This is a genomic window from Pseudomonas sp. SDO524_S393 (assembly GCF_054071875.1).
Window position 1 is genome coordinate 61987 of the sequence record NZ_JBSVVZ010000005.1, and the last position, 23074, is coordinate 85060.

26 protein-coding genes and 1 pseudogene are annotated in these 23074 nt (G+C 58.5%); 14 read left to right on the top strand and 13 right to left on the bottom strand.

Annotated elements, in window-relative coordinates; genetic code table 11:
• Positions 1-92 precede the first annotated feature (92 nt).
• From ACW9IB_RS03960 to ACW9IB_RS04000, 9 genes are all read left to right on the top strand, one after another.
• Positions 93-1079: a phosphate ABC transporter substrate-binding protein PstS gene (locus ACW9IB_RS03960; RefSeq protein ID WP_053258707.1), complete on the top strand. Its 987-nt coding sequence runs from the start codon at positions 93-95 to the stop codon at positions 1077-1079.
• 387 nt (positions 1080-1466) lie between these two features.
• Complete coding sequence (locus tag ACW9IB_RS03965; RefSeq protein WP_457365577.1) at positions 1467-3500, top strand: ABC transporter permease subunit; 2034 nt, start codon at positions 1467-1469, stop codon at positions 3498-3500.
• 15 nt (positions 3501-3515) lie between these two features.
• Positions 3516-5186, top strand: coding sequence for a phosphate ABC transporter permease PstA (pstA, locus tag ACW9IB_RS03970; protein WP_457412469.1), 1671 nt, complete (start codon positions 3516-3518; stop codon positions 5184-5186).
• Positions 5187-5406: 220 nt separating this feature from the next.
• On the top strand, positions 5407-6240 hold the full coding sequence (gene pstB / locus ACW9IB_RS03975; RefSeq protein ID WP_457365566.1) for a phosphate ABC transporter ATP-binding protein PstB: 834 nt from the start codon (positions 5407-5409) through the stop codon (positions 6238-6240).
• A gap of 70 nt (positions 6241-6310) precedes the next feature.
• Positions 6311-7072, top strand: coding sequence for a phosphate signaling complex protein PhoU (gene phoU, locus ACW9IB_RS03980; protein ID WP_110620517.1), 762 nt, complete (start codon positions 6311-6313; stop codon positions 7070-7072).
• Between the two features lie 168 nt (positions 7073-7240).
• Positions 7241-8149: a response regulator gene (locus ACW9IB_RS03985; protein ID WP_457365567.1), complete on the top strand. Its 909-nt coding sequence runs from the start codon at positions 7241-7243 to the stop codon at positions 8147-8149.
• Positions 8150-8336: 187 nt separating this feature from the next.
• Positions 8337-8660: a type II toxin-antitoxin system RelE/ParE family toxin gene (locus tag ACW9IB_RS03990; RefSeq protein WP_457365568.1), complete on the top strand. Its 324-nt coding sequence runs from the start codon at positions 8337-8339 to the stop codon at positions 8658-8660.
• 4 nt (positions 8661-8664) lie between these two features.
• On the top strand, positions 8665-8964 hold the full coding sequence (locus ACW9IB_RS03995) for a helix-turn-helix domain-containing protein (protein WP_457365569.1): 300 nt from the start codon (positions 8665-8667) through the stop codon (positions 8962-8964).
• Positions 8965-9019: 55 nt separating this feature from the next.
• Positions 9020-9682 (top strand): M23 family metallopeptidase, encoded by a 663-nt coding sequence (locus ACW9IB_RS04000; RefSeq protein WP_457412471.1) that lies wholly within the window; start codon positions 9020-9022, stop codon positions 9680-9682.
• A 4-nt stretch (positions 9683-9686) separates the two neighbouring features.
• Here ACW9IB_RS04000 and ACW9IB_RS04005 read toward each other — a convergent pair whose 3' ends face one another.
• From ACW9IB_RS04005 to phoB, 3 genes are all read right to left on the bottom strand, one after another.
• Positions 9687-11027 (bottom strand): hemolysin family protein, encoded by a 1341-nt coding sequence (locus tag ACW9IB_RS04005; protein ID WP_457365571.1) that lies wholly within the window; start codon positions 11025-11027, stop codon positions 9687-9689.
• A gap of 178 nt (positions 11028-11205) precedes the next feature.
• The gene (gene phoR, locus ACW9IB_RS04010) at positions 11206-12531 is read right to left on the bottom strand and encodes a phosphate regulon sensor histidine kinase PhoR (protein ID WP_457365578.1); all 1326 of its coding nucleotides are present in this window, start codon (positions 12529-12531) and stop codon (positions 11206-11208) included.
• Positions 12532-12628: 97 nt separating this feature from the next.
• Complete coding sequence (gene phoB / locus ACW9IB_RS04015) at positions 12629-13318, bottom strand: phosphate regulon transcriptional regulator PhoB (RefSeq protein ID WP_003176964.1); 690 nt, start codon at positions 13316-13318, stop codon at positions 12629-12631.
• A gap of 152 nt (positions 13319-13470) precedes the next feature.
• On the opposite strand from phoB, the gene ACW9IB_RS04020 reads away from it, so the two are divergent.
• Positions 13471-13848 carry a COG4315 family predicted lipoprotein gene (locus ACW9IB_RS04020; RefSeq protein ID WP_457365572.1) on the top strand — a complete coding sequence of 126 codons (378 nt, stop codon included), beginning with the start codon at positions 13471-13473 and terminating at the stop codon, positions 13846-13848.
• A gap of 118 nt (positions 13849-13966) precedes the next feature.
• Here ACW9IB_RS04020 and ubiA read toward each other — a convergent pair whose 3' ends face one another.
• The gene (gene ubiA, locus ACW9IB_RS04025) at positions 13967-14857 is read right to left on the bottom strand and encodes a 4-hydroxybenzoate octaprenyltransferase (RefSeq protein WP_457364789.1); all 891 of its coding nucleotides are present in this window, start codon (positions 14855-14857) and stop codon (positions 13967-13969) included.
• Positions 14857-15420: a chorismate--pyruvate lyase family protein gene (locus ACW9IB_RS04030; RefSeq protein ID WP_457364790.1), complete on the bottom strand. Its 564-nt coding sequence runs from the start codon at positions 15418-15420 to the stop codon at positions 14857-14859. Before ACW9IB_RS04030 ends, ubiA begins: the two co-directional genes overlap by 1 nt.
• A 196-nt stretch (positions 15421-15616) precedes the next feature.
• On the opposite strand from ACW9IB_RS04030, the gene ACW9IB_RS04035 reads away from it, so the two are divergent.
• From ACW9IB_RS04035 to ACW9IB_RS04050, 4 genes are all read left to right on the top strand, one after another.
• The gene (locus ACW9IB_RS04035; protein ID WP_457364791.1) at positions 15617-15784 is read left to right on the top strand and encodes a rubredoxin; all 168 of its coding nucleotides are present in this window, start codon (positions 15617-15619) and stop codon (positions 15782-15784) included.
• A gap of 37 nt (positions 15785-15821) precedes the next feature.
• Entirely contained in the window at positions 15822-16970 is a 1149-nt protein-coding gene (locus ACW9IB_RS04040) for an NAD(P)/FAD-dependent oxidoreductase (RefSeq protein WP_457412473.1), read from the top strand.
• A gap of 191 nt (positions 16971-17161) precedes the next feature.
• Positions 17162-17437: an HU family DNA-binding protein gene (locus ACW9IB_RS04045; protein ID WP_003213368.1), complete on the top strand. Its 276-nt coding sequence runs from the start codon at positions 17162-17164 to the stop codon at positions 17435-17437.
• A 260-nt stretch (positions 17438-17697) separates the two neighbouring features.
• A complete protein-coding gene (locus ACW9IB_RS04050) occupies positions 17698-18201 on the top strand; it encodes a hypothetical protein (protein WP_457412509.1) in 504 nt (167 codons plus the stop codon).
• On the opposite strand, the gene ACW9IB_RS04055 is transcribed toward ACW9IB_RS04050, so the two are convergent.
• The 8 genes and pseudogenes from ACW9IB_RS04055 to ACW9IB_RS04090 all read right to left on the bottom strand — a co-directional run bounded on the left by ACW9IB_RS04055 (position 18179) and on the right by ACW9IB_RS04090 (position 23060).
• Positions 18179-18388: an integrase core domain-containing protein gene (locus ACW9IB_RS04055; protein ID WP_457412474.1), complete on the bottom strand. Its 210-nt coding sequence runs from the start codon at positions 18386-18388 to the stop codon at positions 18179-18181. The genes ACW9IB_RS04050 and ACW9IB_RS04055 overlap by 23 nt on opposite strands.
• Entirely contained in the window at positions 18385-18711 is a 327-nt protein-coding gene (locus tag ACW9IB_RS04060; protein WP_457412475.1) for a DDE-type integrase/transposase/recombinase, read from the bottom strand. The genes ACW9IB_RS04055 and ACW9IB_RS04060 overlap by 4 nt, the downstream gene beginning before the upstream one ends.
• A gap of 29 nt (positions 18712-18740) precedes the next feature.
• A complete protein-coding gene (locus ACW9IB_RS04065) occupies positions 18741-18983 on the bottom strand; it encodes an IS3 family transposase (RefSeq protein ID WP_457412476.1) in 243 nt (80 codons plus the stop codon).
• Positions 18984-19009: 26 nt separating this feature from the next.
• Positions 19010-19312 carry a transposase gene (locus ACW9IB_RS04070; RefSeq protein ID WP_457412478.1) on the bottom strand — a complete coding sequence of 101 codons (303 nt, stop codon included), beginning with the start codon at positions 19310-19312 and terminating at the stop codon, positions 19010-19012.
• A gap of 255 nt (positions 19313-19567) precedes the next feature.
• Positions 19568-20137, bottom strand: a complete 570-nt coding sequence (locus ACW9IB_RS04075) for an imm11 family protein (protein WP_457412479.1) — start codon at positions 20135-20137, stop codon at positions 19568-19570.
• A gap of 1 nt (position 20138) precedes the next feature.
• Positions 20139-21340: pseudogene (locus tag ACW9IB_RS04080) on the bottom strand (RHS repeat-associated core domain-containing protein); the annotation flags it as partial.
• 191 nt (positions 21341-21531) lie between these two features.
• Positions 21532-22023, bottom strand: coding sequence for a hypothetical protein (locus tag ACW9IB_RS04085; protein ID WP_457412480.1), 492 nt, complete (start codon positions 22021-22023; stop codon positions 21532-21534).
• Positions 22024-22412: 389 nt separating this feature from the next.
• Positions 22413-23060, bottom strand: coding sequence for a hypothetical protein (locus ACW9IB_RS04090; RefSeq protein WP_457412481.1), 648 nt, complete (start codon positions 23058-23060; stop codon positions 22413-22415).
• Positions 23061-23074: the final 14 nt, after the last annotated feature.

Sequence of the window (23074 nt, forward strand, 5' to 3'; positions counted from 1 at the left end):
CATCTAATTGTCACATTCCAGACATAGAGTGTTCACACGGCCTACCGATACTTGGCCCCGATCCAACTATCCCTATCTGCTAGGAGCAAGGCATGAAACTGAAGCGTTTGATGGCGGCAATGACTTTTGTCGCCGCTGGCGTTGCGACTGCCCACGCGGTGGCCGCTGGTGTTGACCCGGCAATTCCGGCTTACGCCAAGACCACTGGTGTCTCGGGCAACTTGTCCAGCGTCGGTTCCGACACTCTGGCCAACCTGATGACCCTGTGGGCTGAGTCCTACAAAAAGGAATACCCGAACGTCAACATCCAGATTCAGGCTGCTGGCTCCGCCACTGCGCCACCTGCGTTGACTGAAGGTACCTCCAACCTGGGCCCGATGAGCCGCAAGATGAAGGACACCGAACTGGCTGCCTTCGAGCAGAAGTACGGCTACAAGCCAACCGCTATCCCGGTTGCCGTGGATGCCCTGGCCGTGTTCGTGCACAAGGACAACCCGATCCAGCACCTGACCATGGAACAAGTCGACGCGATCTTCTCCTCGACTCGTCTGTGCGGCGCCAAAGCCGACGTAAAAACCTGGGGCGACCTGGGCGTGACCGGCGACCTGGCCAACAAGCCAGTGCAGCTGTTCGGTCGTAACTCGGTATCCGGCACCTACGGCTACTTCAAGGAAGAAGCCCTGTGCAAAGGCGACTACAAGCCAAACGTGAACGAACAACCAGGCTCGGCTTCGGTCGTGCAGTCGATCAGCTCCTCGCTGAACGGCATCGGTTACTCGGGCATCGGCTACAAGACTGCAAGCGTGAAGACCGTTGCACTGGCTAAAAAGGGCAGCACCGACTTCATCGAAGACAGCGAAGAAAACGCCCTGAACGGCAAATACCCGCTGTCGCGCTTCCTCTACGTTTACGTCAACAAAGCTCCGAACAAGCCTCTGGCCCCGCTGGAAGCCGAGTTCGTGAAGCTGGTTCTGTCCAAACAGGGCCAGGAAGTTGTAGTGAAAGACGGCTACATCCCGCTGCCAGCCAAAGTTGCCGCCAAGGCACTGGCTGACCTGGGTCTGAAAGAAGGCAACTGATTGCCTCCGCGGGGTCCGGTATCACCGGCCCCGCATCCCCAAATTTCGAGTCCGCTGCCAGCCCTGCTACGCGGCGGATTTCTTGCGTCACTGCATTGTCATCTTTCTGTCATACAGGATCGCTAGGGTGTGCGCATGAATGATCTGGCCAATTCCACCATGACGACGACTTCTCCCCCCAAGCGCATTGATTTCAATACGCCTGAGCTGCAACGCAAGCGCCGCATTCGCGCGCTCAAGGATCGCCTGACCCGCTGGTACGTGCTGGTCGGCGGCCTCGCCGTCCTCGGCGCCATCACACTGATTTTCTTCTTCCTTGCCTATGTGGTCGCACCGTTGTTCCACGGTGCCAGCTTGACCAAGGACGAGGCCCTGACGCCCGCCTGGGTGCAGGACGCAGGCAAGCCGCTGCTGATCTCGATGGAAGAACAGAACCAGGTCGCCATGCGCGTTTCCGACAAAGGCCAGGCGCTGTTCTTCAATGTGGACAGCGGTGCGGAGCTCAAGCGCATCGACCTGCCGGTCCCGGCCGGCGCCAGCGTGGTATCCATCAGCAAAGACCAGCCCGCCAGTCCGCTGGTGATTCTCGGCTTGTCCAATGGCCAGGCGCTGGTGTTCCGTCATACCTATAAAGTGTCCTACCCGGACGGCAAGAAGACCATTACTCCGGCTGTCGAATACCCCTACGGCGAAACGCCGATCGCCCTCGACGAACAGGGCCGTGCCCTGGAGCACGTGGCGCTCAATGCCACCGACTCGTCGCTGGTGGTTGCCGGCTCCAGCGGTGCTCACCTGAACGTGCTGAGCATCAGCCGTGAAGAAAACATGATGACTGACGAAGTCACCATCGAGCAGAAGCGTGTCGAGCTGCCGCAGATGACCGAGCCGGTCAAAGCCATTTTTGTCGACCCACGCCAGCAGTGGTTGTACGTGATCAACGGTCGCGCCCAGGCCGATGTGTTCAGCCTGCGGGACAAGAGCCTCAACGGTCGCTACAAACTCACCGAAGACGCCAACGCCGAAATCACCGCCAGTGCGCAACTGGTGGGCGGTATCTCGCTGATCGTCGGTAACTCCAAAGGCGGCCTGGCCCAGTGGTTCATGGCCCGCGACCCGGACGGCGAGCAACGCTTCAAACAGGTCCGTACCTTCCAGATGGGCACTGCGCCGATTGTGGAGATCACCGCCGAAGAGCGCCGCAAAGGCTTCACCGCTCTGGATGCGTCCGGCAAGTTCGGCGTGTTCCACAGCACTGCGCACCGCACCTTGCTGGTGGAGCAGGTGGTGGATGGCCAGGGTGTGTTCGGTCTGTCGCCACGAGCCAACCGCGTGATCGTCGAAGCGGGCGGCAAGCTGCAACCGCTGGCGCTCGACAACCCGCACCCGGAGGTTTCCTGGAGCGCGCTGTGGAGCAAGGTCTGGTACGAAAACTACGACGAGCCTAAATACGTCTGGCAATCGACTGCGGCCAACACCGACTTCGAACCCAAGATGAGCCTGGCGCCGCTGACGTTCGGTACCTTGAAGGCCGCGTTCTACGCCATGCTGCTGGCCGCGCCCCTGGCCGTTGCCGCTGCGATCTACACCGCTTACTTCATGGCTCCGGGCCTGCGCCGCAAGGTCAAGCCGGTGATCGAGCTGATGGAAGCGATGCCCACGGTGATCCTCGGCTTCTTCGCCGGCCTGTTCCTGGCGCCGTATGTCGAAGGGCACCTGCCCGGGATCTTCAGCCTGTTGATGTTGCTGCCGATCGGCATTCTGATCGCCGGTTTTGTCTTCAGCCGCCTGCCCGAGTCGCTGCGCCTGCGGGTGCCGGATGGCTGGGAAAGCGCGATTCTGGTTCCGGTGATCCTACTGGTGGGCTGGCTCTCGCTGTACATGAGCCCGTACCTGGAAACCTGGTTCTTCGGCGGCGACATGCGCATGTGGATCTCCCACGACCTGGGCATCACCTATGACCAGCGCAACGCACTGGTCGTCGGCCTGGCCATGGGCTTCGCGGTGATCCCGAACATCTACTCCATCGCTGAAGATGCGGTGTTCAGTGTGCCGCGCGGCCTGACCCTGGGCTCCCTGGCCCTGGGCGCCACACCGTGGCAGACCATGACTCGCGTCGTCATCCTGACCGCCAGCCCGGGGATCTTCTCGGCGCTGATGATCGGCATGGGCCGCGCCGTCGGCGAGACCATGATCGTGCTGATGGCCACCGGCAACACCCCGGTGATGGAGATGAACCTGTTCGAAGGCCTGCGCACCCTGGCGGCCAACGTCGCCGTGGAGATGCCTGAGTCGGAAGTGGGCGGTAGCCACTACCGCGTGCTGTTCCTCTCGGCACTGGTGCTGCTGCTGTTCACCTTCATCATGAACACCCTCGCCGAGCTGATCCGTCAGCGTCTGCGCAAGAAATACTCGTCGCTTTAAGAAAGGTAGAAGTCTGTGAAACAGAACTCCCTGAATGGATGGTTCAAGAGCGGCGCCCCGGGTGTCTGGATCAGCGGTGGCGCGGTGTCCATCGCGGTCATCATGACCATTGGCCTGCTGGCGGTGATCGCGGTACGTGGCCTCGGCCATTTCTGGCCGGCTGACCTGATCCAGGCCAATTACAACGTGCCTGGCCAGGAAAATCATGTGGTCATCGGCGAAGTGGTGCAGAAGGAAGAAGTGCCGCGCGAGCGCCTGAAAAGCGCCGGTCTGCCGGTGCCCGACCAAGGCCCGGAATTCATGACCCGTGAGCTGATCAAGGTGGGTAACCGCGACCTGAACGGCAACGACTTCACCTGGATCGTCGGCGAATGGTTGAAGGACCAGACCAAGCCGCTGGACCTGATGGCCATCGAGCGTCGTGAGTGGGGCAACTTCTATGGCACCCTGGTCAACGTCAAGCAGGATGGCAAAGTCATCGCCGAAGGCGCAGCGGCCTGGCCGGAGCTGCAAGCCCGTGTCGACCGTGTCAACAAGCTGGCGGGGCAACTCAAGAGCCTGGAGAAAACCGACATCGGTGCGATCAACGCCGGTTTGGAGCGGATTCGCCTGCACGGTCGCAAGCTGGAACTGGAAGGCAAGCTCGACGCCGCCGCCCAGGCTGACATGGACGCTGACCGTGCCGAACTGAATGCCCGTTACCAGGACGTGGAAGCGCGCCTGGCCGACCTGCACACCCAGTTCAACCGTGACTCGCTGACAGCCCGCGACGGCAATGGCAAGGAAGTGGAAATCGGCATCGGCAAAGTGGTGCACGCCTACCAGCCGAATGCCATGAGCTACTCCACCAAGGTGGGCTTCTACTTCAGCAAGGTTTGGGAGTTCCTCAGCGATGACCCACGGGAAGCCAACACTGAAGGCGGGATCTTCCCGGCCATCTTCGGCACCGTGATGATGACCCTGATCATGGCGATGATCGTGACCCCGTTCGGCGTACTGGCGGCGGTGTACCTGCGTGAATACGCCAAGCAGAACACCCTGACCCGAGTGATCCGCATCGCGGTGAACAACCTGGCGGGCGTACCGGCCATTGTCTACGGCGTGTTCGGCCTGGGCTTCTTCGTGTATGTACTGGGCGGCTCGCTTGACCGCCTGTTCTTCCCCGAAGCCCTGCCGGCGCCGACTTTCGGTACCCCGGGCCTGCTCTGGGCGTCGCTGACCCTGGCGTTGCTGGCGGTGCCGGTGGTGATCGTGGCCACCGAAGAAGGCCTGGCGCGGATTCCTCGCACTGTCCGTGAGGGTTCCCTGGCCCTGGGCGCGACCAAGGCGGAAACGCTGTGGAAGATCGTGCTGCCGATGGCCAGCCCGGCGATGATGACCGGCATGATCCTCGCCGTGGCCCGCGCCGCCGGCGAAGTGGCGCCGCTGATGCTGGTGGGTGTGGTGAAACTGGCGCCGTCGCTGCCGGTGGATGGCAACTACCCGTACCTGCATCTGGACCAGAAGATCATGCACCTGGGCTTCCATATCTATGACGTCGGCTTCCAGAGCCCCAACGTCGAGGCTGCGCGGCCGCTGGTATACGCCACCGCCTTGCTGCTGGTGCTGGTGATCGCCACGCTCAACCTGTCGGCGGTATGGATTCGTAACCATCTGCGCGAAAAGTACAAGGCGCTGGACAGCTGATACTTGTAGGAGCTGGCTTGTGTGGGAGCTGGCTTGCCTGCGATAGCATCACCAAGGTGTGACTGACACACCGAGGTGCTTGCATCGCGGGCAAGTCGAGACGTCGAACCGCCGGCTCCCACACAAACCAGCCCCCACAGAGGCCAGTGTCAGACACAGATTTTTGAGTAGACCGCCCCGGCGGTCCAACACAACGAATTGGTAGCACAGGGAGCATCCCATGCAACACGAAACCCATTCCCACGGCATCAACATGTCGGCCCTGGGTCGCGACAAGCAGAGCCTGAGCCTGGCCCAGGAAACCGTGGCCATCGAAGTGCCGGACCTGAGCCTGTACTACGGCGAGAAACAGGCCCTGTACAACGTCAGCATGAACATTCCCAAGCAACGCGTGACTGCGTTCATCGGTCCGTCCGGTTGCGGCAAGTCCACGCTGCTGCGGACCTTCAACCGCATGAACGACCTGGTGGACGGTTGCCGCGTGGAAGGTGCGATCAACCTTTACGGCAGCAATATCTACCGCAAGGGTGAAGACGTGGCCGAGCTGCGTCGCCGCGTGGGCATGGTGTTCCAGAAGCCCAACCCGTTTCCCAAGACCATCTACGAAAACGTGGTGTATGGCCTGCGCATCCAGGGCATCAACAAGAAGCGCATCCTCGACGAAGCCGTCGAGTGGGCCCTCAAGGGCGCCGCGCTGTGGGATGAGGTCAAGGACCGTCTGCATGATTCGGCACTCGGCTTGTCCGGCGGCCAGCAGCAGCGTCTGGTGATCGCGCGTACCATCGCCGTGGAACCGGAAGTGCTGCTGCTCGACGAACCCTGCTCGGCCCTCGACCCGATCTCGACGCTGAAAGTGGAAGAGCTGATCTACGAGCTCAAGTCCAAGTTCACTATCGTCATCGTGACCCACAACATGCAACAGGCGGCGCGGGTTTCCGACTACACCGCATTCATGTACATGGGCAAGCTGGTGGAGTTCGGTGACACCGACACCCTGTTCACCAATCCGGCGAAGAAACAGACCGAAGACTACATTACCGGTCGTTACGGCTAGGACGCTGTGGTTCTCATTGCACTGACGCTGCGGTTCTCCGCACCTTACCGGACGCTCCAAGGACGCCAACATGATTAGCAAAGAAGGCCTTACCCACCACATCTCCGCGCAGTTCAACGCCGAGCTCGAGGAAGTGCGCAGCCACCTCCTGGCGATGGGCGGGCTGGTGGAGAAGCAAGTCAACGACGCCGTGACCGCGTTGATCGAGGCTGACTCGGGCCTGGCCCAGCAAGTGCGCGAGATCGACGACCAGATCAACCAGATGGAACGCAATATCGACGAGGAATGCCTGCGCATTCTGGCCCGTCGCCAGCCGGCGGCGTCCGACCTGCGTTTGATCATCAGCATTTCCAAGTCGGTAATCGACCTGGAGCGCATTGGCGACGAAGCCACCAAGATCGCCCGTCGCGCCATCCAGCTGTGCGAAGAAGGTGAAGCGCCGCGCGGCTACGTGGAAGTGCGCCACATTGGCGACCAGGTGCGCAACATGGTGCGCGATGCCCTCGATGCATTTGCTCGCTTCGACGCCGAACTGGCGTTGTCGGTGGCCCAGTACGACAAGATCATCGACCGCGAATACAAGACGGCCTTGCGCGAGCTGGCCACCTACATGATGGAAGACCCACGCTCTATCTCGCGGGTCTTGAACATCATCTGGGTCTTGCGTTCGCTGGAGCGCATCGGCGACCACGCGCGCAATATCTCGGAGCTGGTGATTTATCTGGTTCGGGGGACCGATGTGCGGCACATGGGCCTCAAGCGCATGAAGGCCGAAGTTGAAGGCACTGCCGACCAAATCCCTAATGTTCCGGGCGAATCTGACGATAAGTAAGGTTGCCCGAGAAATTAACGCCCGGCCTCAGGCCGGGCGTTTTCGTTTGTGGCATCTGAATTTTTTGCGCGTCGGGAGCGATAAAGTCCCTCCGTGACCAACGAGTTTTGGCAAAATGCCATCAGTCAGGCGTTCTGCGTGCCGAAGTTTTTATAGGATGAAGGGTCGATGAGTAAAGTCAGTGTATTGGTGGTGGATGACGCCTCGTTTATCCGCGACCTGGTGAAGAAGTGCCTGCGCAACTACTTCCCCGGGATCAAGATCGAAGATGCGGTGAACGGCAAAAAGGCCCAGGCCATCCTGATGCGCGAGACCTTCGACCTGGTGCTGTGCGACTGGGAAATGCCGGAAATGTCCGGCCTGGAACTGCTGACCTGGTGCCGTGAGCAAGCGCACCTCAAAGCCATGCCGTTCGTGATGGTGACCAGCCGTGGCGACAAGGAAAACGTTGTTCAGGCGATCCAGGCCGGCGTTTCCGGCTACGTCAGCAAACCCTTCACCAACGAACAGCTGCTGAACAAGGTCAAGCAAGCCCTGCACAAGATCGGTCGCCTTGATGCGCTGATCGCCAGCGCGCCGACCAAGATGAACTCGGCATTCGGCAACGATTCCCTGAGCGCACTGACCGGCGGCAAGCCTGAAGCGGTCCGTGCGGCTCCGGTAGCGGCTGCCGCGCCGGCACCGAGCAAGGGCCTGCTTAACAGCCCGCCCGTGCAGGCCCCCGCAGCGGCGCCGGCCGGTGGTCGTGGCCAGGGCCAATTGCGCCTGTCCAGCGGCAACCAGCAATGCGTGATCAAGGCGCTGAGCATCAAGGAGGCGCTGCTGGTGGTGCGCCGTGGTGACGTGCTGCCTCAGGTTCTGGAAAGCGCAGTACTCGATCTTGAGCAAGGCGAAAACGCCGAAGTCGCGCGGCTCAATGGCTACCTGCATGCCATCGTCGCCTATGAGCCCAAGCCCGACAGCGACTGGCTGCAACTGACCTTCCGCTTCATCGATCAGGACGCACAGAAGCTCGACTACATCTCTCGCCTGATCGCACGCGGTACGGCGCAGAAGCATTTCGTGCCGGGTGCTTGATCTTCTGATTACAGGGAGTCGACCGGTTGTCTGATTCCCTGTGCTTTGCTTGATTTATATCTGTTTCGATATAGCCTCTCGATAACGCCTCCGCGTTATCGAGGCTTTGCGATGCCTTGAAACAAACCTCCGTGAGCATTGGCCGAATCGTCGATTACGCTTTTTCTTTCCAGGAAAGGAGAAGCCAATGCCAAGGCACAGGGATGTGGTGTTTCTAGGAAGCTCGCTCAAGGACCTCAAAGCGTTTCCTCTCGACGCCCGAAGGGCAGCAGGTTTTCAGTTGGATCTCTTGCAACAGGGTGAGCAGCCTTTTGATTGCAAGCCGATGAAAACTATCGGGAGAGGCGTCAGCGAGATTCGTATCACCGAGGAGTCGGGCGCTTTTCGAGTGTTTTACGTGGTTAATCGGCCTGAGGCCGTTTATGTGCTGCACGCGCTGCGCAAGACCACACAGAAAACCGAGGGGCGAGATATCGAGCTGGCACGCGCCAGGTTGCAGGAGTTAGGTTAAGCCTATGACAAATCAGAAAGTTTATGGCGAGCGTTTCAGCTGTGTTTGGGACGCTCTGGAAGATACGCCCCAGCAAGCTGCCAATATGCGGCTGCGTTCGAAATTGCTCTTGGCGTTGTGCCAAACCATTCGCAGCTGGGAGCTTTCCCAAAAAGAGGCTGCACACAGACTAGGCGTCAGTCAGCCCCGACTTAACGACGTCCTCACCGGCAAGATCGACAAGCTTTCTCTGGACGCCTTGGTCAATCTGTCGGCGGCGGCCCAAATGAACGTGGATATTTGTTTCAACGGGCTACCAGCCTGAAGTTGTCATCAAGCCTTGCTAACCTGCCGCTCAGTCATTCCGGCAGGTCTACGCCATGTTCATGCGCCTATTGTTGCTCTGCGGGTTGGCCACGGTGACCACGCCCACTCTGGCCATGACCCTCTACCGATCCACCGATGCCAACGGCGATGTGTTTTTCAGTGATCGGCAAACGCCGGGCGCCCAGGCGTTTGTGATCCATGAGCGCAAGTTCCTGCCCCCTTCGCCCGACAGGCCTCAACGCGTCTATCCACAGCAAGCCTATCGCTACCCCTTGCCTTGGCGTGGTGGGCCGTTTCGCTTGACCCAGGGACCCAACGGCAGCTTCAGTCACACCGACGCCAAAAGCCGTTACGCCATGGACATCGCCATGCCCGAAGGCACGCCGATCATTGCGGCACGTGCTGGCGTGGTGGTGAACATTGAAAATGCGCAGGTGGGACGCGGCAATGACGCGTCGGGGAATTTTGTGCGGGTGCGGCACGATGACGGTACCGAAGGCGTGTACCTGCACCTCAAGCAGGGCTCGGTCAGTGTCAGGGCCGGGCAGCGGGTGGCGGTGGGCAGCCCATTGGCGTTGTCGGGCAACACCGGCAACAGCAGCGGGCCGCACTTGCACTTTGTGGTTCAGCGCGCCACCGAGGCGGGGCTGGTGTCGATTCCGTATGAGTTCAACCAGCCCGTCGGTACGTTGCCCAATTTTGCATTGGGCAACTGAGGGATCAGTCCAGCAGCAGCACCTTGGCCAATACGATCTTCGGCCCTTTCATCTTCTTGATGATGATCCGCAGGCCTTCGACTTCCAGCACTTCCTCTTCTTCCGGCACCCGCTTGAGGGTTTCGTAGATCAGGCCCGCCAGGGTCTCGGCCTCGATGTGATCCAGGTCGATGCCCAGCAAGCGCTCCACCTTGAATAGCGGCGTGTCGCCACGTACCAGCAGCTTGCCCGGTTGATAGGCCAGGATGCCCCGTTCGGCCTTGCGGTGTTCGTCCTGAATGTCACCCACCAGCACTTCCAGCACGTCTTCCATGGTGAGGTAGCCGATGATCTTGCCGTCGGCCTCTTCCACCAGGGCGAAGTGCGCGCCGCCTTTGCGGAACTGCTCCAGCAACTGCGACAACGGCATATGCCGTGACACGCGCTCCAGCGGGCGGGTCAGTTCGGCCAGGTTGAACGATTCGGGGATGTGGTCCAGGGCCGCCAGTTCCAGCAGCAGGTCCTTGATGTGCAGCAGGCCCACGAATTCGTTGCGCACGGCGTCATACACCGGGTACCGGCTGAATTTGTGGCGTCGGAACAGCGCAAGGATTTCCTTGAGCGGGGCGTTGAAGTCCAGGGTGACCATGTCTTCCCGGGAGTTGGCCCAGTCCACCACTTCCAGCTCGCCCATTTCCACGGCGGAGGCCAGCACGCGCATGCCTTGGTCGCTGGGGTCCTGGCCACGGCTGGAGTGCAGGATCAGCTTGAGTTCTTCGCGGCTGTAATGGTGTTCGTGATGCGGGCCGGGCTCGCCTTGCCCGGCGATACGCAGGATGGTGTTGGCGCTGGCATTGAGCAGGTAGATCGCCGGGTACATCGCCCAGTAGAACAGGTACAGCGGCACGGCGGTCCACAGCGACAGCAACTCGGGCTTGCGAATGGCCCAGGACTTGGGCGCCAGCTCGCCGACCACGATGTGCAGGTAGGAGATCACGAAGAACGCCGCAAAGAACGACACACCTTTGATCACTTCCGGCGATTGCACGCCCACGGCACTCAGCAGCGGTTCGAGGATGTGCGCGAAGGCCGGCTCGCCGACCCAGCCCAGGCCGAGGGAGGCGAGGGTGATACCCAGTTGGCACGCCGACAGGTAAGCGTCGAGCTGGCTGTGCACGGTACGCAGGATCTGCCCGCGCCAGCCGTTCTGGTGAGCGATCGCCTCGACGCGGGTGGCGCGCAGTTTGACCATGGCAAACTCCGCCGCAACGAAGAAGCCGTTGAGCAGTACCAGGATCAGTGCAAAAAGAATCATGCCGAAGTCGGCGAAGAGTGTCGCGAGGGTAATACCAGGGGAAGGGTCCATGATGGGGTTTTGCGGGTTCCGTGTGTTCAATAAGGGGTGTCAGGAGGGCCTGAAAGGCAGGCGCAAGTCGGCCAATGTAGCGGCTGACGGGGCGCTTGCCTAGTACCCACTGCCGGACGGGGCAAGGAATGCATTCTCCAGAACAACACAATCCCACACGGTTCGTTGTTACTTCAGGTCATTCATCATTCCCGACCGGCCGCGAACGCGTCATCTGTGCCGGCGGGAAATGGCAGGTAAACGTGCTGCCATGCCCCAGTACGCTGCTGATTTCCAGGCGTGCGCGGTGGCGCAGCAGCACGTGCTTGACGATCGCCAGGCCCAGCCCGGTGCCGCCGGTATTGGAGTTGCGGCTGGAGTCGACACGGTAGAAACGCTCGGTCAGGCGCGGCAGGTGCTTGGCGTCGATGCCGATGCCGGAGTCCTGCACGCTCAGGTGCGCGCCGTGTTCGTCGGCCCACCAGCGGATGCGGATATTGCCCTTGTCCTGGGTGTACTTCACGGCATTGAACACCAGGTTGGAAAACGCACTGCGCAGCTCACCTTCGCTGCCTTTGAGCAGGACGGCCGGGTCGGCTTCCAGGGTGATCTGCTGCCCGCGTTGGCCGGACAGGGCCTGGGCGTCATTCTTGATGGTCTGCAACAGGCTTTGCACCGCCACCGGGTGGTTGTCCGAGGGATAATCGGTGGCTTCCAGCTTGGCCAGCAACAGCAAGTCGTTGAGCAGGGTCTGCATGCGGCTGCCTTGCTGCTGCATCTGTTGCAGGGCACGGCTCCAGCGCGGGTTGATCTCTTCGACGTTGTCCAGCAGCGTCTCCAGGTAACCGCAGATCACCGTCAGGGGCGTGCGCAATTCGTGAGACACGTTGGCGACGAAATCCTTGCGCATCTGTTCCAGCTGGTGGATGCGGGTGACATCACGCACCAGCATCAAGTGTTCGTTGTTGCCATAGCGTGTCAGGTACAGCTGGATGCGCACACGGTCATTGGTGGGCGAGGGGATTTCCAGGGCTTCTTCGTAGTTGTCCTGTTCGAAATACTCTTTGAAGCGCGGGTGACGCACCAGGTTGGTCACTGGCTGGCCACTGTCCTGCGGCGTCTTGAGGCCCAGCAGGGTCTCGGCCGCGCGGTTCCACCATTCCAGGTTGCCGTCGCTGTCGAGCATGATCACCGCGTCCTTCAGGGCGGCGGTGGACTCCTGCACGCGGTCGATCACCGCTTGCAGGCGCCCGCGAACGCGCTGGTCGCGGCGTTGCAGGTGGTAGATGCTGTCAAACACTTCGCCCCACAGACCGTAGCCGTCGGGCGGTGCTTCATCGGGTTTGTGCTGGCGCAGCCATTCATGCAGACGCAGCAGTTGCTTGAGGGTCCAGCCCAGGTAAAGGGCGATACCGACGGCCAGGCTCCAGCCGTATTGGCCGCTGATCAGGCCAATCAACAGGCAGCCGGTGATCAACAGAAGCAGGTGGCGGATCAGGGTGCCATGCCAGTTTTGATTCACGATCGGTCCTTCGGACAGTGAAAAGTTTCAAGCTGCAAGCTTCAAGTCAGAGCAGATCAGCTTCTACTTGCCACTTGTAGCTGGGAGCTTGCAGCTGCTTTCAACCTTTGGTTGAAAACCGATAACCCGTGCCGCGCACGGTTTGTACCAGATTCTCGTAGGCGTCGCCCAAGGCTTTGCGCAGGCGGCGGATATGCACGTCCACGGTACGCTCCTCCACGTACACGTTGCCGCCCCATACCTGGTCCAGCAACTGGCCACGGGTGTAGGCGCGCTCCTGGTGGGTCATGAAAAACTGCAGCAGGCGGTATTCGGTCGGGCCCATCTCGGCGGGTTTGCCGTCGATGGTCACGCGGTGGCTGATCGGGTCCAGCAGCAAGCCGCCGACTTCGATAGGCGCTTCACCATCGGTAGGGCCGGCGCGACGCAGTACGGCTTTCAGACGAGCGACCAGTTCCCGTGGGGAAAACGGCTTGGTGATGTAGTCATCGGCGCCGACTTCCAGGCCCTGGATCTTGTTGTCCTCTTCGCCCTTGGCGGTGAGCATGATGATCGGGATATCCCCGGTCAGCTCGTCGCGCTTGAGGCGCCGGGCCAGCTCGATACCGGAGGTGCCTGGCAGCATCCAGTCCAGCAGGATCAGGTCGGGCTTGCGGTCGACGATAATGGCATGGGCCTGCTGGGAGTTCTCGGCCTCCAGGCAGTCATAGCCGGCCATTTCCAACGCGACGGCGATCATTTCGCGAATGGGCGCTTCGTCGTCAACGATCAGAATGCTCCTGCCAACCATGCTAAATCCTCTTGTCATTTAACTGTCTTGCGCCGCATTAGATAACGGAATTATTGCAGTCGTGTGACAGTAATTTAGTCGCTTGGGCAATTCGCGCCTCTCTGGACTACGCTTTGGGTCCGAATCCTGACAACCAAAAAAGGAAGGTTCTGATGACTAACAGCACAGTTTCATGGAAAGCCCTGCTGGTAACGGCCGCATTGACGCTGCCAACCCTGGCGTTCGCGGCGGAGCCGGCCATGACCAAAGACGGTCTGTTGGTGGACCACAAAGGGCTGACCCTCTACACCTTCGACAAGGACGCCGACGGCAAGTCAGTGTGCAAGGACCAGTGTGCGACCAACTGGCCGCCGCTCAAGGCTGAGTCCACCGACAAAACCACGGGCGACTGGACCGTCATCACCCGCGACGACCAGACCAGCCAGTGGGCCTACAAAGGCAAGCCGGTCTATACCTACAAGGATGACAAGGCTGCCGGTGACAAGACCGGTGATGGCAAGGGCGGGGTGTGGCACGTCATCAAACCGTGAGCCTGCGGCGCCACCAAGCGCTTCGCGAGCAAGCCCGCTCCCACATTTTGACTTGTGAATACATTCAAATGTGGGAGCGGGCTTGCTCGCGAAGGCGTCGGCCCAGCCACCACAAAACTCAGCGAAACGCGTAATCCGCCACAATCCCCACGAATATCGCCAGTCCCGCCCAATGGTTATGCAGGAATGCCTTGAAGCACTTCATCCGGTCCTTGTCCCGGGTGTACCAGAACTCCCAGGCAAAACACCCCGCTGCCGTCAGCAAACCCAGATGGAACCAGCCGCCGAGGTCGAAGCGGGCACCCGCCAGCAACAGGCACAGCAATGACAGCCCTTGCAGGGTCAGGATGATCATGCGGTCGGCATCGCCGAACAGGATTGCCGTGGATTTCACGCCGATCTTCAAGTCGTCGTCACGGTCGGTCATCGCGTAATAGGTGTCGTAGCCGACCGTCCACAACAGGTTGGCGATATACAACAGCCACGCGGTGGCAGGCAGATGGCCGGTCTCGGCGGTGAACGCCATCGGCATGCCCCAGGAAAACGCCGCGCCCAGTACCACCTGCGGGTAATAGGTGTAGCGCTTCATGAACGGGTAACTCGCCGCCAGAGCCAGGCCGCCCAGGGACAGCAGGATGGTGGTGGCGTTGGTCAGGAGCACCAGCAGGAAGCTGATCCCCATCAGCACGGCAAAGAACACCAGTGCCTCTTTCGAACTGATCTTGCCGCTCACCAGCGGCCGTTGCTCGGTACGCTTCACATGGCCATCGACCTTGCGGTCGGCCCAGTCATTGATGACGCAACCACCGGCCCGGGTCAGCACCACGCCCAGTACGAAAATGACGACATTGCCAATGGAAGGCGAGCCCTTGCCGGCGATCCACAGCGCCCACAAGGTCGGCCACAGCAGCAGGTAAATGCCGATAGGCTTGTCCATGCGCGTCAGTTGAATGAAATCCCAGGCCCTGGGGTTCAGATGGTTCAAGGACTTGAGCAGGCGTTGATACATCAGCAGTTCTCCGCGGGGTCATGCAAGGCATGCCAGAAGCTGGGCAGGAAGATTTCCGCCACCAGCACGCTCAGCGGGCCCCGGTCGAAGCGCGAGCGGCGGGCCCACAGGCCGTCGGTCCGATCGGCTTCCGGCAGCCACTGCCGTGGGTAGTGGCACACTTCGATCGGCTGACGGGTAAATGCGCGGTCGCAAAACAGCAATTCCCCCAGCGAGCGGCTGCCCAGTTCATCCATATGCAGGCCATCGCCTTGCAAGGCACTGCGCGCGGCCACGCTGCGCGCGAACACCCAGGGCTGGCCATGCCCGCGCAGATATACCTCGCGTACCCAGCCGACCGTGGCCGGAGCCAGGCCCAGGGCTGCGCATTCATCCTCGCGCAGCGGCTGCCAGCCTTCGAACAGTGGCGTCACGCTGAAACCGTCCCTGGAGAGCCACGTCAGCCGCCGCGTCAGCGAGTCTTCGTTGAACAGCCAATTGAGGGTCAAGGGCGCGGGCGTGGGGGCCAAACGGCTCTGGGTCAGCCATTGGCAAACATCGGGGAGGGCGATTGAGTGCGGCACGGTGAGTCAGTATTGGCGGCAAAAGAGGCGGCGAGCTTACCATGGCATCCTGATCTTTTGCCGGGCCGAACCGGCTCCTCGCGTCGAACGTGCTTGCATCTGCCGGCCCCGATCAGTACAAAACGCGCTGAGCCGCGCGGCAACGCTGCATCCATCGACCGCCGGCCAACACGCCTGGACCTTGAGGAAACACGCAATGAAGAAGTGGCAATGTATTGTCTGCGGCCTGATCTATGACGAGAAAGACGGCTGGCCGGATGACGGCATTCTGCCGGGCACCCGCTGGGAAGACGTCCCGGAAGACTGGCTTTGCCCGGACTGCGGCGTGGGCAAGTCGGATTTCGAAATGATCGAAATCGGCTGATCTGAATTTTCAAGAAACGTACTGCAAGGAGAAAGGAATGAACGCACCTGTCGTGATCATCGGCACAGGATTGGCCGGTTACAACGTCGCCCGGGAGTTTCGCAAGCTCGACAGCGAGACCCCGTTGCTGCTGATCACTGCGGATGACGGACGCTCCTACTCCAAGCCCATGCTCTCCACCGGCTTTGGCAAGAACAAGGAAGCCGACGGCCTGAGCATGGCGGAACCGGGCGCCATGGCCGAGCAACTCAAGGCCGAAGTGCGCACCCACACCCGCGTCACCGGTATCGACCCTGGCCACAAGCGCCTGTGGCTGGGCGAAGAGGCGGTGGCCTACCGTGACCTGATCCTGGCCTGGGGCGCGGAAACTGTGCGTGTGCCGGTCGAAGGTGATGCGGCTGACCTGATTTTCCCGATCAACGACCTCGAAGACTATGCACGCTTTCGCACCGCCGCTGCCGGCAAACGCCGCGTTCTGCTGCTCGGCGCCGGCCTGATCGGCTGTGAATTCGCCAACGACCTGATCCTGGGCGGTTATGAAATCGACCTGGTGGCGCCCTGCGAGCAGGTCATGCCGACCCTGCTGCACCCAGCGGCGGCCGCAGCGGTCAAGGCCGGGCTGGAAGGCCTCGGTGCGCGTTTCCACCTGGGGCCGGTGCTCAATCGCTTGCAGCGTACAGCGGATGGCCTGGAAGCCCATCTGTCGGATGGTGAAGTCATCCCATGCGACCTGGTGGTCTCGGCCATCGGCCTGCGCCCGCGCGTCGACCTGGCCGCAGCGGCGGGCCTGCAAATCAACCGTGGGATCATGGTGGACCGCCACCTCAAGACTTCCCACGCGAACATCTATGCCCTGGGCGACTGTGCCGAGGTCGATGGCCTGAACCTGCTGTACGTCATGCCGCTGATGAGCTGTGCCCGTGCGCTGGCCCAGACCCTGGCCGGCAATGCGACCGCCGTGAGCTACGGGCCGATGCCGATCACGGTGAAAACCCCGATTTGTCCGCTGGTGGTCTCGCCACCGCCTCGTGGAACCGAAGGCGCTTGGAGTGTCGAAGGCCAGGGCGCGGACATCAAGGCACTGTGCCGCGACGCCGAAGGGCGCTTGCTGGGCTATGCGCTGACCGGCATGGCGGTCATGGAAAAACTCGCTCTCAACAAAGAACTTCCGCCTTTGCTGGCGTAAATACGGGTCGTTCTGTCGGAATAACCCCGTTTTTCGCCCCAGAAAGGTCGTCGCGAGACTGGCGCGGCGTCTTGGGGCGTGCCATCCTCACTCCCGTCTGCCGCAGAGTAGAGCCTGCGGCGCTTTGGGCGCTGCTCCACAAGAGAGCAGCACGGACATAACAACAAAAAACCGTCAAAGAGGCTTCACATATGCGTAAACCAGAACTCGCAGCCGCCATCGCTGAAAAAGCGGATCTCACCAAAGAACAGGCCAACCGCGTCCTCAACGCCGTTCTCGAAGAAATCACCGGCGCCCTGCACCGCAAGGACAGCGTCACCCTGGTTGGCTTCGGTACTTTCCTGCAGCGTCATCGCGGTGCCCGCACCGGCAAAAACCCACAGACCGGTGAGCCGGTGAAAATCAAGGCAAGCAACACCGTTGCGTTCAAACCGGGCAAGTCGCTCAAAGACAGCGTCAACCCGTAAAAGCGTTACCGTCTGAAGGGAGGCGGAATAGTACGAAAAATGGGCACGCCGGCCGGGTCGGGTGCCCATTTTTATTGGGGGAAGATAAGCGGGTTATTATTTTTTACAGTTATGAAATTATGTTGCCAACAGAAATTTCAATAGTTTGTATTATCTTTGATAGATCTTTGTAGAAAGGGTGGAACTGGTCTGTGCGGAACGTCACTTAGATTTCGAGGTTGCAGGGAGTACTCTCTCAATTAACTTTAAGAGGTTTAGTGATGAAATTATTCGAACAGCCATATATCCCATTGCCTGTTTCGTCGGCCCACGCAAAGGGACCGAATGACAAGGATTCGATAGTTTTAGGCCAACAACAAAAAGTTTCGGACGATTCGAACGTTGAGCAAGACCTGGGTACTGAGAGCGGGCGTTCGTCTCAGTATCCGATGGCGACCGACCAGGAGTTGCATGTCAGGGATAAGCGTAAGGCCTTTAGTTTTTTCAAGCCAACGCCGCCAGAGCTGCCAACGCCGCCAAAGCGGTCAAAGCTGCCAACGCCGCCAAAGCGGTCAAAGCTGCCAACGCTGCCAACGCTGCCAACGCTGCCAACGCTGCCAACGCTGCCAACGCCGCCAACGCCGCCAAAGCTGTCAAAGCTGCCAAAGCCGTCAACGCTGCCAACGCCTCTCAAACCAGCGGGTGAACCAAAAAATGGAGCGAACGTGAACTGGTCAAGTAATCTTGGACACCATTTAAGGTTTACGCCGCCAGTCTCTCCCTGACGACCGGCGACCGGTAGTCGTTGTAACTGTGAGGCCTGGTGATGTTGTAGCGCGAAACATATCGCTGCACATCCGCCCGGGCCTCATGCTTTGAGGTGTAGCCCGTTTCGGGCACCCATTCTGATTTCAAACTTCCAAAGAAACGCTCCATCGGAGCGTTATCCCAACATTCGCCTTTACGGCTCATGCTTTGCCGCAGGCCATGCTCCAGCAGCTCATTCCTGAACTTGTGACTGGTGTATGACAGCCTTGATCTGAGTGAAACAGCACCTTTTTAGGGCGACCTCTAAGCTCAACTGCCATCCGCAAAGCCTCGCAGGTCAGCGTGGCATCGGAAATCATCGAAAACGACCAGCCCACGATCCGACGGGCAAACAAATCCAGAACCGCAGCGAAATACAGCCACCGCTTACCGACCTTGATGTACGTCACGTCGCCACACCAGACCTGATTGACCGCCGTGACATCAAACTTACGCTTGAGCACATGCGGTGCCACCAACGCTTCCACGCCAGGCGATTTGTACTTATGGCGTCGCGCTAACGGCTGGCGATCCCAGCTTCGGGCATCAAGTTGCGGGCCAAATACCGGCCGATACGATGCCCTTTTTCTTGCAGCTCCTTCGCCAAAGTTCTCGCTCCCGCAGAAGCTCGCGATGCCTTGTGATGCCTGACCAGCGCGGCCTTGAGCTTGTCCCGCTCAGGATTTGCTCTGCCTTGGTGCTGACGCCAAGCGTGAAAGCTGCTTCGGTTGACGCCGAACGCCCGGCAACACCTGATCACACCGTACTGCTCGTCCAGCTCATCGATCAGCGTGAATGATCTTTGGCGTCCAACAGCAGGAGAGCACTGGCCTTTTTTAGGATTTCGATGTCCAGGTCTTTCTCCCTGAGCAAAGCTTTGAGCCTCTGAATCTCCCGTTGATCGGCGGTGATAGCCTTGGCACCTACCGGCGTCGAGCCCAAACGCTCTTTGCGCACCTGATCGACCCAGCGGCGCAACGCTGTGGGGCCGATATCCAAACTGGCACACACCTCAGGAACCGGCTGGTCTTCATCAAGCACCATGCTGGCTGCTTTGAGCTTGAACTCACTCGAATAAGATTTACCCATATCCAAACACCTCAGATTTGGGCGCTATCATAGCGCCCGTTTGAAGTGTCCAAAATCATTAGGCCAGTTCAATGTGGCGCCGCAGTCATCCCAAGCGGCGACTGAAATGTCGCGTATGGAGGACATCGATAATCGCTACGCACACGTGAATAAAATGCTGAAGCGGCTGATCCGGAGCGCGGAAGCGGATGGAAAGAGGGCACTCCGACTGGATCAAGTACCCTTCTTTACGGGCGAGCGTGTTGTCTGAGTGACTTAAACTTGAATACCTTCGGAACAATCTACGAATCGCAGCCCCTTGAGCTGAGATGCTTCGCACTGCTGCTTGAACTGCTGGGAAACGAAGATGCGTTGTGAGCTTTCCTCGGCTCTGACGATATGGTGGTTGCCCAGGGCTGCAGGCGGCAGACTTTGAAGGGTGGTGAATGCCATGGGCCCCTCAGGCATGAAGCTGAACATCGGGCCATGCAGGGAATTATTCAGATCAATACAAGGCCGTGTCTGAATAACGTTGAATACGCAGTATCCCTCCAGCTTTTCTTCCTTCAGGTAAACGTCAGCGGGAAAGAGCTGGACGTCCTTTGCAAATTTGCTCAATACGTCGGCCATCGCCGCGCTGGCAAATTCAAGTGTGTCGCTTTGAAGAAGATCGAAAGACGCCAAGCGGAGTTTACTGATCTTTTTGTTATTTCTAAAGGTCGGCTTGGAAGCAAGGGATGATTGCTCTTCTCCACTAATAAATACTAGGTGGTCAGGAGATATCTTCTGGTCATATTTGAACCAGTAAATCTCCGAATAACTTTCACTGATGTCTAATAGGTACATATTATTTCCCGCAGCGGCCTGCCTGAGTGGAGTTTTTATTCAGTCGGGTGCGCCCATTGCGTAACCCGGACCTCTGAGAGCTGACAACCTGCTTCACAGCCTGCGCGTACTGGGCCTTACTCCATTTTCCAGCTTTGCCGGCGATGGAGATTTCATTGAGTTGCGCCCGAACCGCTTTGTTGTAACCCGGGTGTGAGCCTTTGTGAATGGTACGGTATTTATGTTTGCCCTCTTCGGTAGGCAAGTAAATGATGTTGGACGTTTTATGTATGTCGAAGCCAGCCTTTTTTAGTGCAGGGTGATCAGACAACGATTGAGGAATAATGTGGTGTTTCTGGAATCCATCGATTCCAGGCATGTTCTTGTAGTTCCAGTTGAACAAGCCCCATGGATCGACCCAAGTCACAGGGTTTGGCGCGTATTGGTACAGGTTGATGCCACCCTGCAACCCAATCGGATCCGGCGTCGTAAACCGCCCCACATCCGGATTATAAAACCTGAACGTATTGAAATGCAGCCCCGTCTCCCGATCCAGGTACTGCCCCTGAAACCGCAGGTTCTGCTCTTCGATGTAGTAAGGCTCGCGCACCTCTTCCAGCGTGTTGCCCCACACCCGATACGTGGCGTGCCAGACGCTGTGCCCATCCACTTCGGTGAGTTGTTCGGGCAACCCGTTTAGGTCGTTGTGGTAGTAGCGAATCTTCTGCAACGGGCCACTGCCGTCGACCCGGGCAAGGGGGTCGTAGCCATCATCGTCGTAGACATACAGGCTGGTCTGGCTGTGCTTCTGCTCCTGCAATAACCGCAAGCCATCCCACGCGAATCGAGTCTCGCCCAGCGGATACCCATCGCTGCCGTGCACGGTTTTTTCGATGCGACGGCCCAGTGGGTCGTACGTCATCCGCACGACGCTGCCGTCATCGTTGCGCACTTCGATCAAGCGGCTTTCGGCGTCATAGGCAAAGCGTTGCACGCCTCGCCTGGCGCTGCGCTTTTCAATCGTGCGGCCAAAGGCGTCGTAGCGATAACGCTTGTCCTGATAGGTCAGCAGCTTGTTGTGCACCACCAGCCCTGCGCCGGTTTGCGGGCCATCCAACAATTGCTGGCCGAGTTTGCAGGTCAGGTTATCGGCGGGTCGTAGTCGAATTGTTTGTGCGCCACCGTCGGTAGCAGCGAAAGCTGGCTGGCGTGACGGCGGTGGCGTCAGACGTACCTTGTTCGACTTTAAGAGCCTTGGACCTGTCAGCAGCTTGTTATGCGTCAACAGCCCGCTATTCGCATTTTGGCCGTCCGGTAAGTCGGCGGCGGGGGTATCTATTAAATAGATCCCCTTCGGGATTTACCGTCTCGAAGTGGGAGAAATGTGCAGGTCGGCTGAGTAGGCGGGCTATTTTTTATTGGGCTTCAAATAATTCTTGCGCATGGAGTGCGGACTTGTTTACTCGCTCTGAGGCAGTAACGCTATTTATGCGTAAATCGTGGGGCAGGCGCTCATAGTCCATGGGCTCATCCTCCGTTAGTGCCCCACGCAGATGGGCAATTACTCGGAAGATAATGTGATTCATGCGCCAGCAAGTAGATGGTTCAATATTCGCCAATTGCTCCTCAGATGCTGGTTTGCTTACACCGCCAGTCCAGATTTTCGACTCAAACGCGAATTGAATCCTGTCATATCCTGAGGAGGATTTTTTGTAGTCCGGATCACTGAAAAGAATCTTCCATCGAGGGATATCTGAAAAACGCATGCTGCAGAAAATCGGTCGAAACAGACGTTTTGAGGTGTCCACCTCTCCGATAGAGGTCGGTATTTGTGTGTGGAATTTCGCGAAAACCTCAATCAGATGTCCCAGTGCAGGAGGGATGAGCTCAATGTAGCGGGCAATCACAAACCCTGGCTCATCTGAATGGGATGTAGAAAAGATCGCCCGGTTTAGGTGCCTTGAGGGTTTTCATGCAGCGGCCTCTTTATAGGTACAGGATTTGATTTTGCTCGGTTTGACGCCTAGCGCTTTGGCCGCGGCCCTGTAGTTTCTATAGTGACTTTTGCCCCGTGTACCAGTTCGGCTTTACATCGCTGATGTTGAATTACTCCACAACACCAGCGGTTCGCCCCATTCTATTCTTTTGGGCCATTTTGGCTGTGTTCGCAGGAGCCGGAAATGACTCTTTGTTTTAGCCATGATTGCAAGTCTTTTCGGATTGAGATTTTTGTTTTTCTCTGAAGTAGACCTGCGTGCCTAAGTGTGATGTTAATTGTTGAAGAAAAAGTTATTTTCTAAAACAATATCTCAAATGTTATTTTCCCTAGTCGATTCTTGACGTGATAGCCGTTTTCATTTATTTCTGCAGTTTTAAAAAAGTCTTGTCGATCAATAAAGCTGGGAAGCTCGTGCATCCAGGTTTTTTCCTTTTGATTGCTGTCTTCTTTACAATACCAACCTTCACCGACTGCAGAATTAAAAATCCTGTAGACGCTAAATTTGCGTTTTTTGTCTTTGCTGGATTTTGATAGTTTTTTAATTTGTGTCTCTAGCTCAAAATGACTTTGCAATACTGCGTCAGCCGTCGAATTAATAATATTTACAGTTGTAGAATTTTTTTCTCTTTTAGTTGCAATCGCAATTAATGCTTGGCGTAGCTCCTCCAGTAACTGTTTGTCCTGATTGACCCTGTTCATGGAGAGGAAATTATCAAAGTCGAAGTTTTCTATGAAAATGTTTGTGACACCTAGCACGTTATCAAATAAATCTTCGTCACCGCGCGGGCCTAAGGAAACAACAATTTTACTACTCCCATTTATTTCGATTTTGGGCAATAGCTCCATGAATATCTGAGTAATATGATGGCTTAGTTGACGTACGCGAATGCCATCACGCTTTGCGGATATATCACTTTCTTGCAAGGTCAGAAGATTAAGATTCATTGCAATGTTCGCTA

What these genes read in the sequence shown, in the direction of transcription:
- ACW9IB_RS04035 (WP_457364791.1), top strand. Translation starts at nt 15,617, where the DNA reads ATGAAGAAGTGGCAATGTATTGTCTGCGGCCTGATCTATGACGAGAAA.
- ACW9IB_RS03990 (WP_457365568.1), top strand. Translation starts at nt 8,337, where the DNA reads ATGCCAAGGCACAGGGATGTGGTGTTTCTAGGAAGCTCGCTCAAGGAC.
- ACW9IB_RS04090 (WP_457412481.1), bottom strand. Translation starts at nt 23,060, where the DNA reads ATGAATCTTAATCTTCTGACCTTGCAAGAAAGTGATATATCCGCAAAG.
- phoB (WP_003176964.1), bottom strand. Translation starts at nt 13,318, where the DNA reads ATGGTTGGCAGGAGCATTCTGATCGTTGACGACGAAGCGCCCATTCGC.
- phoU (WP_110620517.1), top strand. Translation starts at nt 6,311, where the DNA reads ATGATTAGCAAAGAAGGCCTTACCCACCACATCTCCGCGCAGTTCAAC.
- ACW9IB_RS04055 (WP_457412474.1), bottom strand. Translation starts at nt 18,388, where the DNA reads ATGAGCCGTAAAGGCGAATGTTGGGATAACGCTCCGATGGAGCGTTTC.
- pstB (WP_457365566.1), top strand. Translation starts at nt 5,407, where the DNA reads ATGCAACACGAAACCCATTCCCACGGCATCAACATGTCGGCCCTGGGT.
- ACW9IB_RS03995 (WP_457365569.1), top strand. Translation starts at nt 8,665, where the DNA reads ATGACAAATCAGAAAGTTTATGGCGAGCGTTTCAGCTGTGTTTGGGAC.
- ACW9IB_RS03985 (WP_457365567.1), top strand. Translation starts at nt 7,241, where the DNA reads ATGAGTAAAGTCAGTGTATTGGTGGTGGATGACGCCTCGTTTATCCGC.
- ubiA (WP_457364789.1), bottom strand. Translation starts at nt 14,857, where the DNA reads ATGTATCAACGCCTGCTCAAGTCCTTGAACCATCTGAACCCCAGGGCC.
- ACW9IB_RS04070 (WP_457412478.1), bottom strand. Translation starts at nt 19,312, where the DNA reads ATGGGTAAATCTTATTCGAGTGAGTTCAAGCTCAAAGCAGCCAGCATG.
- ACW9IB_RS04045 (WP_003213368.1), top strand. Translation starts at nt 17,162, where the DNA reads ATGCGTAAACCAGAACTCGCAGCCGCCATCGCTGAAAAAGCGGATCTC.
- ACW9IB_RS04020 (WP_457365572.1), top strand. Translation starts at nt 13,471, where the DNA reads ATGACTAACAGCACAGTTTCATGGAAAGCCCTGCTGGTAACGGCCGCA.
- ACW9IB_RS04050 (WP_457412509.1), top strand. Translation starts at nt 17,698, where the DNA reads ATGAAATTATTCGAACAGCCATATATCCCATTGCCTGTTTCGTCGGCC.
- ACW9IB_RS04075 (WP_457412479.1), bottom strand. Translation starts at nt 20,137, where the DNA reads ATGTACCTATTAGACATCAGTGAAAGTTATTCGGAGATTTACTGGTTC.
- ACW9IB_RS04005 (WP_457365571.1), bottom strand. Translation starts at nt 11,027, where the DNA reads ATGGACCCTTCCCCTGGTATTACCCTCGCGACACTCTTCGCCGACTTC.
- ACW9IB_RS03960 (WP_053258707.1), top strand. Translation starts at nt 93, where the DNA reads ATGAAACTGAAGCGTTTGATGGCGGCAATGACTTTTGTCGCCGCTGGC.
- ACW9IB_RS04040 (WP_457412473.1), top strand. Translation starts at nt 15,822, where the DNA reads ATGAACGCACCTGTCGTGATCATCGGCACAGGATTGGCCGGTTACAAC.
- ACW9IB_RS04000 (WP_457412471.1), top strand. Translation starts at nt 9,020, where the DNA reads ATGTTCATGCGCCTATTGTTGCTCTGCGGGTTGGCCACGGTGACCACG.